This window comes from Candidatus Thiosymbion oneisti, from assembly GCF_900092655.1.
Lineage (GTDB): Bacteria > Pseudomonadota > Gammaproteobacteria > Chromatiales > Chromatiaceae > Thiosymbion > Thiosymbion oneisti.
The window spans coordinates 1-6695 of sequence record NZ_FLUY01000833.1; the positions used below are offsets into that span (position 1 = coordinate 1).

Here is a 6695-nt window from a genome sequence, read left to right on the forward strand (position 1 = left end):
TTCCAATCCACGATAGATCGCTGGATGGCGGTGCGTATCCAGACCTACCTCGGACTTCTCTACCAAGACCTGATCCGCACCCGGCAGCTCAGTGGCACCGGCCGGCTGCCGCCGGTGCTCCCCATCGTGCTCTACAATGGCGCCGACCCCTGGAATGCCGCGCGCACACTCGACGACTTGATCGAGCCGGCCCCGTCCGTGCTGCACCCATACCGGCCACAACAGGCGTATTTCCTGATCGACGAGCAGCGCGTGGCGGAGCAGGGCAAGCTGCCGCAGCGCAACCTGAGCGCCGCGCTCTTCCGCCTCGAAGCCAGCCGCACGCCTGGGGAGGTGCTGACCATCCTCCGAACTCTGGTCGACTGGCTCAAGGCACCGGAGCAGACCGGTCTGCGGCGGGCCTTTACCGTCTGGCTCAACCGGGTCTTTCTCCCCAAGCGACTTGCAGGCGTAGAATTCGAGTCACTGAGCGATCTACATGAGGTACATGATATGTTGTCCAATCGCGTCGAGAGCTGGACCGACCAATGGAAACGCGAGGGTCTGGAGCAGGGTCTGGAGCAAGGTCTGGAACAGGGCCTGGAACAGGGCTTGGAACAGGGCCTGGAACAGGGCTTGGAACAGGGCCTGGAACAGGGCTTGGAACAGGGCCGCCAAGAGCTGCGCCACCTACTCGCCCGCCAGGCCCGTCATCGCTTCGGTTCTGCGATCGCCACGCAGGCCGGGCCGCTCCTGACAGGGATTGCCGACCCGCTGCAGCTATCGGATCTCGGCGATGCGCTCCTCTCCTGCCCCGACGGTGCCGCTTGGCTGCGTGTCTTGCGTCAGGCACGGTCCACGTCGACCACCGGCGACGAGCATCCATAACCGACATTCGAGAGCATTCGAGGGAGGGCGAAAGGAAAAGCCTGATCCCGGCGCTGAGGCGAAGCTCGACCAAAACGTTCTGCTATCGGCACTCGACGCGAAAACTCTTAACATCGAGTCGGTCGCGCAGTACTTCTACTTCTGGGTCTTCACTTTTCAGGACCTCCTCGAACAAAACGAGATGAGGATCGGCGATCCGATGCTACGGGCCATCGCTTCCGAGCATAAGGTGGGAGATTCAGGACACGAGGAGTGGTACCTTCAGGACCTGGAAAGGCTCGGGTTCCCTCAACCTCGAGCGGACGAGCTTTTCAGCGACACACATGCCGCTGCCCGCATCGCCTTGTTCCAGCTCGTTGCGATCGTCTATGGCTCCACATCGGATCTCGATCGAATCGTGTTTCTTTATGTCCTGGAGGGCGCGGGACATGTCTTCTTCCGCCGCACGGCGAAAGCGCTCAGCTCGCTCAATAGGCTGCGGGGCTTGCGCTACTTTGGCAAATCTCACCTGGACGCCGAGCTCGACCATGGCATGTTCAAGACCGACGCAGAGGGGAAGGACGAAAAACCGTGGGAGTCCGCGCTTGAGCCTGGCGACCTCACTTCGGCAGAAATGGTGGTAAAACGCGTCTTCACTGCGTTTGAAGAGATGTTCTCCGGGATCTACGAAAGGGCATCGCGCCCAAGGTAGGCACCTCCCGACAGGCAGGTGGTATGCTCAACACGGAACACCGAATGTTAGGCACGGGCCATCCATTGATGCGGTTCGCCGTGGCCCCGTCCCTGGAGCCACCACTCACCACATCCTACACCTTTGCCCAATCTACGTGGACCTGCTGAAGGTCAACACGGCCTAGTACACATCGTGTACGGTGTTGTAGACGTTGAACTTGCCGGTCGGGGTGATGAGCCGGTCGTCCTTGATGACGTGCTTGGGCTTCAGGGTCTTGTCGTCCACGATCACGATGGCTGACTGCTTGTCCTTCGCATTCCAGACCGAGAACCAGACTTCGTCACCGGCCTTGTTGTATTCAGGCTGTACCACGCGCTTGGCGCCCTCGCCGACATCGGCCCACTCGGCGATCGGCAGCACCTTGTACTTCGCCTTCAGGTTGTCGGTGTCGAACACGGCGACCGTCTGGCTCAGTTTTTCGACCGAGTTGAGGGCGGTATCCACATACAGGTGCTTGGAGTTGGGATGGGTCTTGATGAACAAGGAGCCGCCACCCTGACCCTCCAGCTTGCGCACCACCTTCCAGGCCTGGTCGGGGTGGCCCTCGGGGTCGGTGCCGATGAGCACCACGGAGTTATCCCCAAGATGGCTGGTAGCCCACACCGGACCGTGCTCGGGGTCGACGAAGTTCGCGCCGCGCCCCGGGTGGGGGATAGCGCCGACCTCGATCAGGGCTGCCAGCTTCTGGTCCTTGGAGTCCACCACGGCGATTTTGTTGGACTTGTTGGCGGCGGCGAGGAAGTAACGCTGAGTAGCGTCCCACCCGCCATCGTGCAGGAAGGGCGCAGCAGCGATCTCGGTCACCTTGAGGTTGTCTAAGTCTTTGTAGTTCACTAGCAAGACCTTGCCAGTCTCCTTGACATTGACAATGAACTCCGGGTGGTGATGGGAAGCGACGATAGCCGCCACGCGCGGCTCGGGATGGTACTCTTGGGTGTCGACGGTCATACCCCGGGTAGAGACGATCTTCAGCGGCTCCAGAGTGTCGCCCTTCATAATCACGTACTGGGGTGGCCAATAGGTCCCGATAATGGCGTACTTGTCTTCCATGCCCTTGAATTTGGAGGTCTCCACCGAGCGCGCCTCCAGACCGACCTTCATCTCGGCCACGTTCTGCGGCGGGTCCATCCACAGGTCGATCAGATTGATCTTGGCGTCGCGGCCGATCACGAACAGATAGCGTCCCGAAGCGGAGAGGCGGGAAATGTGGACCGCGTAGCCGGTGTCGATGATGGTGACGATCGCTTTGCTGTCGCCGTCGATGAGCGCGATCTTACCCGCGTCGCGCAAGGTCACGGAGAACAGATTTTCCACCTTGAGGCTGTTCATCTGCTTGGTCGGCCGCCGCTCCGGCGGCACCAGGACCTTCCAGGTTTCCTTCATTTTCTGCATGCCGTATTCCGGTGGCACCGGCGGCTCATGCTGAAGGTAACGGGCCATGAGGTCGATCTCGGTCTCGCTGAGATCCCCGGACGTGCCCCAGTTGGGCATGCCTGCCGGCGAACCGTAGGTGATCATGGCCTTGAGATAGGGAATGCCGAGCTGGCGGGTCTTGTCCGTGGTCAGTGGTTTGCCGGTGGCGCCCTTACGCAGCACGCCGTGACAGCCTGCGCACCGCTGGAAGAAGAGCTTCTTCGCTTGGTCGAACTCCGCGGTTGTCATCTCCGGTCCATCGCCGCCGATCAGGTCCTTCGTGGTCGCCGGGTCGACCGCGGCCGGGGCCCCTTCGTAGGCCATCCCCTCTTTCTTCATTCCAGCGTGCCCATCCTTGGGTGACTCGGCCATAGCGGCAGTGACGGCCAAGGCGAGGCCGGAAAGCGCCAGCAGTCCGCCGGCACGCTTGAGTTCAAATCGGTTCATTCGGATCCTCCCAGCAACGTTGGGGTTTGTGAGACAAGGGTGTTGTCACAGCGTGGTCACAGTAAAAGACCGCCCACTGCATCAGCCTTGACATACATCAAAGACGGGAGCGAACCAACAAGCAGGCCGTCATTCCGGCTGGGACGCCGGAATCCAGTTGCCAGGGAGGGCAAGTTGCGGGAATCACTTCACTGTTCCCGAATCGGCCGCGCCGCGGAAGCACAGGGCATCAGCGTAAGCTCCTGCGAATGGCCGAGCCTTGCGATCTCCTCCAGGGCCGTTTGATCGAGAATGGTGACCTGGCTACCCTGAACCTCGATAGTGCCCAGCTCGATGAGCTTCTTTTCAACGCGTGAAAAGGTCTCCGGTTTGACGGAGAGGCGAGAGGCGAGAACCCCCTTGCGCATTCCCAGATCCAAGGTCCTGCGACCCGCGGGCAGCTTCATGAGCAAATAACGGGCGACGCGGCTCGTCGCCGTGTGCAGGGCCAGATTGTCAATCTCCCCGATCATAGCGCGCAGGCGCCGGCTCAGATTGCCCAGCAGGACGAAACAGCTGTCCACGGAATCGCGCAGCATGCTTGCAAAGTCACGGGCATCGATGCCGATGAGCTCGGTCGGACAAAGGGCTGCCGCACACACCGGGTAACGAGGGGCGTTCAGGAACATCAAGGCCTCGGCGAAGGTCTGTCCCGGAGTGACGATCTCGATGACCTTTTCCGTACCTTCGGGCGAGAGTCGAAACAGCCGCACCTGACCCTTGAGCACCAGATAAAAGCGTTCGGCTGGGTCCCCCTGACTGAAGAGTAGCTGGCCCTCGTCCAGTCTGAGGCGCGAGGCGTGGCATGCAACCCGCACCAGTTGCTCCTCCGTAAGCCCGGAAAGCAACGCTCCGGTGCGCAATTCTTCGATCTCTACCATTCGTCTCTCTAACGTACTGGAATAACGAGTTTTGCGCCCTAGGCAGACCCACCGCGACTCATGGACTCAAAACGCCGTTTGACCTGAGTCAAGGTGGCCTAAAAGCCCCGGAAATTAAACTGACTCTTTCAGACTTTATGCTTGGAGGGCCCGCATCCATGCCGCAAACCTTCACCAAGTCGATGGCGAGAAACATCTTCTACGGTGGCTCCCTATTCTTTCTGTTGCTGTTCCTTGCCCTGACCTTCGATACCTCCAGGGCACTGCCGGAACGCGACCGGCGCGACCAGCTCGACACCGCGAGCGAGGTCGGTCAGAAGATCGCGCACGGCAAAATGCTGTGGGAGACCAACAACTGCATAGGTTGCCACAGCCTGCTTGGAGAGGGGGCCTACTTCGCCCCGGAGCTGGGCAACGTCTATGTGCGCTTCGGCAACAGCAAGGATGCCATCAAGGCCTTCATCCGGAGCCGTCCCGCCGAGGGCATCGCTGGACGCCGCAGTATGCCGCAGTTCAACTTCAGCGACGAGGAGCTCGACGCCATCGCCGAATTTCTGAAGTATAGCTCCGAGATTAACACGGCCGGCTGGCCGCCGAACATCCAGGGCTGAGTTGCCGTACCCGGAGACGTATCATGAAATATAAATCACAAGCTGTTGCCAAGCCCTATTTCATCGCAGCCATTGCACTGTTCGTGGCCCAGATCCTGTTCGGTCTGATTATGGGCCTGCAGTACGTCATCGGGGACTTCCTGTTCCCCGAGATCCCCTTCAACGTGGCCCGCATGGTTCACACCAACACCCTCATCGTCTGGCTGCTGATGGCCTTCATGGGCGCCTCCTACTACCTGGTTCCGGAAGAGGCGGAACGCGAGCTCGCCGCACCCTGGCTGGCGGTCGCGATGTTCTGGATCTTTCTTATCGCCGCGGGCCTCACCGTTATCGGCTACCTGTTCGTGCCTTATTCGGGATTGGCGAAGATGACGGGCAACGCCATCCTGCCCACCATGGGCCGGGAGTTCCTGGAGCAGCCCACCATCACCAAGGTCGGCATCGTGATCGTAGCTCTGGCTTTTCTCGCCAACGTCGCCCTGACCGTCCTCAAGGGCCGCAAGACGGTGGTGAGCCTGGTGCTGCTTATCGGCCTTACCGGACTTGCCGTATTTTTCCTGTTTGCTTTTTATAACCCCACCAACCTGGTGCTGGACAAGTACTATTGGTGGTGGGTAGTCCATCTGTGGGTGGAAGGAGTATGGGAGCTGATCCTGGGCGCCATCCTCGCCTTCGTACTGATAAAGACGACGGGCGTGGACCGCGAGGTGATCGAGAAGTGGCTGTACGTCATCATCGCCATGGCGCTGATCACGGGCATTATCGGGACCGGTCACCACTACTACTGGATCGGCGCCCCCGAGTACTGGCAGTGGTGGGGCTCGATCTTCTCCGCGCTGGAGCCCATCCCCTTCTTCCTGATGACCATATTCGCCTTCAACATGGTCAACCGACGCCGGCGCAACCACCCCAACAAAGCAGCGGTCCTGTGGGCATTGGGCACAGCCGTGATGGCCTTCCTCGGCGCGGGCGTTTGGGGTTTCCTGCATACCCTGGCACCGATCAACTTCTATACCCACGGCACCCAGATCACCGCGGCCCACGGGCACTTGGCCTTCTTCGGCGCCTACGTCCTGATCAGCCTGACCATCATTTCCTACGCCATGCCGTTGCTGAACGGCCGCGAGGCCAACAGCATGCGTTCCCAGGTGCTGGAGATGTGGAGTTTTTGGCTGATGGCCGTGTCCATGGTCTTCATCACCCTGTTCCTCACTGCGGCGGGAATCCTGCAGGTCTATCTGCAGCGCTTCAACGAGGCTCCCCAGCAGTTCATGGTGGTGCAGGACAAGGTCGCGCTCTTCTACTGGCTGCGTGAGCTCGCAGGCGTGGTGTTCCTGATCGGACTGGTGGTCTACATCTGGAGCTTCTTCGCCGCCGCCAAAGACGCAAAAGAGCCGGCTGTGAGCAGCGAAGCCGCCGCCTCGGCCTGATCGTCCCTCTCCACGGGCACAGGGAGTGCCCGATAGTGCGTAGTTGGGCAAAGCCGTCAGGGATGGCGGCGTGCCCAACATTTCCCTCTTTATCCGCAGATTACGCAGATTTCCACAGATTAAAAACGAAACAATCTGTGAGAATCTGCGTAATCTGCGGACAGAAAAGGTAATGTGATCTTTTGCGACGATTTGCGTTTATTGTCCCAGCCCGCTAGTCCAAAACTATGCACTTTAGTGCAAGGCTTTAGCTGCTACACAGGTATTCTATAAT

Annotated in this window: 6 protein-coding genes; 4 read left to right on the forward strand and 2 right to left on the reverse strand. The window is 60.0% G+C overall.

Annotated elements, in window-relative coordinates:
* Together BQ17_RS08915 and BQ17_RS08920 are read left to right on the forward strand one after the other, a co-directional pair.
* A partial coding sequence (locus tag BQ17_RS08915) for an Rpn family recombination-promoting nuclease/putative transposase (RefSeq protein ID WP_089726273.1) occupies positions 1-867 on the forward strand: 867 nt, incomplete at its 5' end.
* A 181-nt stretch (positions 868-1048) separates the two neighbouring features.
* Positions 1049-1558: a hypothetical protein gene (locus BQ17_RS08920; protein WP_141699186.1), complete on the forward strand. Its 510-nt coding sequence runs from the start codon at positions 1049-1051 to the stop codon at positions 1556-1558.
* Between the two features lie 162 nt (positions 1559-1720).
* Here BQ17_RS08920 and BQ17_RS08925 read toward each other — a convergent pair whose 3' ends face one another.
* Together BQ17_RS08925 and BQ17_RS08930 are read right to left on the reverse strand one after the other, a co-directional pair.
* Positions 1721-3385 carry a cytochrome D1 domain-containing protein gene (locus tag BQ17_RS08925; protein WP_218068188.1) on the reverse strand — a complete coding sequence of 555 codons (1665 nt, stop codon included), beginning with the start codon at positions 3383-3385 and terminating at the stop codon, positions 1721-1723.
* Positions 3386-3648: 263 nt separating this feature from the next.
* The gene (locus tag BQ17_RS08930) at positions 3649-4380 is read right to left on the reverse strand and encodes a Crp/Fnr family transcriptional regulator (protein WP_089726279.1); all 732 of its coding nucleotides are present in this window, start codon (positions 4378-4380) and stop codon (positions 3649-3651) included.
* A gap of 158 nt (positions 4381-4538) precedes the next feature.
* On the opposite strand from BQ17_RS08930, the gene BQ17_RS08935 reads away from it, so the two are divergent.
* Positions 4539-4991, forward strand: coding sequence for a c-type cytochrome (locus BQ17_RS08935; RefSeq protein WP_089726280.1), 453 nt, complete (start codon positions 4539-4541; stop codon positions 4989-4991).
* Between the two features lie 23 nt (positions 4992-5014).
* Positions 5015-6421 (forward strand): cbb3-type cytochrome c oxidase subunit I, encoded by a 1407-nt coding sequence (locus BQ17_RS08940; RefSeq protein ID WP_089726282.1) that lies wholly within the window; start codon positions 5015-5017, stop codon positions 6419-6421.
* Positions 6422-6695: the final 274 nt, after the last annotated feature.

What these genes read in the sequence shown, in the direction of transcription:
- BQ17_RS08940 (WP_089726282.1), top strand. Translation starts at nt 5,015, where the DNA reads ATGAAATATAAATCACAAGCTGTTGCCAAGCCCTATTTCATCGCAGCC.
- BQ17_RS08925 (WP_218068188.1), bottom strand. Translation starts at nt 3,385, where the DNA reads ATGGCCGAGTCACCCAAGGATGGGCACGCTGGAATGAAGAAAGAGGGG.
- BQ17_RS08930 (WP_089726279.1), bottom strand. Translation starts at nt 4,380, where the DNA reads ATGGTAGAGATCGAAGAATTGCGCACCGGAGCGTTGCTTTCCGGGCTT.
- BQ17_RS08935 (WP_089726280.1), top strand. Translation starts at nt 4,539, where the DNA reads ATGCCGCAAACCTTCACCAAGTCGATGGCGAGAAACATCTTCTACGGT.
- BQ17_RS08920 (WP_141699186.1), top strand. Translation starts at nt 1,049, where the DNA reads ATGAGGATCGGCGATCCGATGCTACGGGCCATCGCTTCCGAGCATAAG.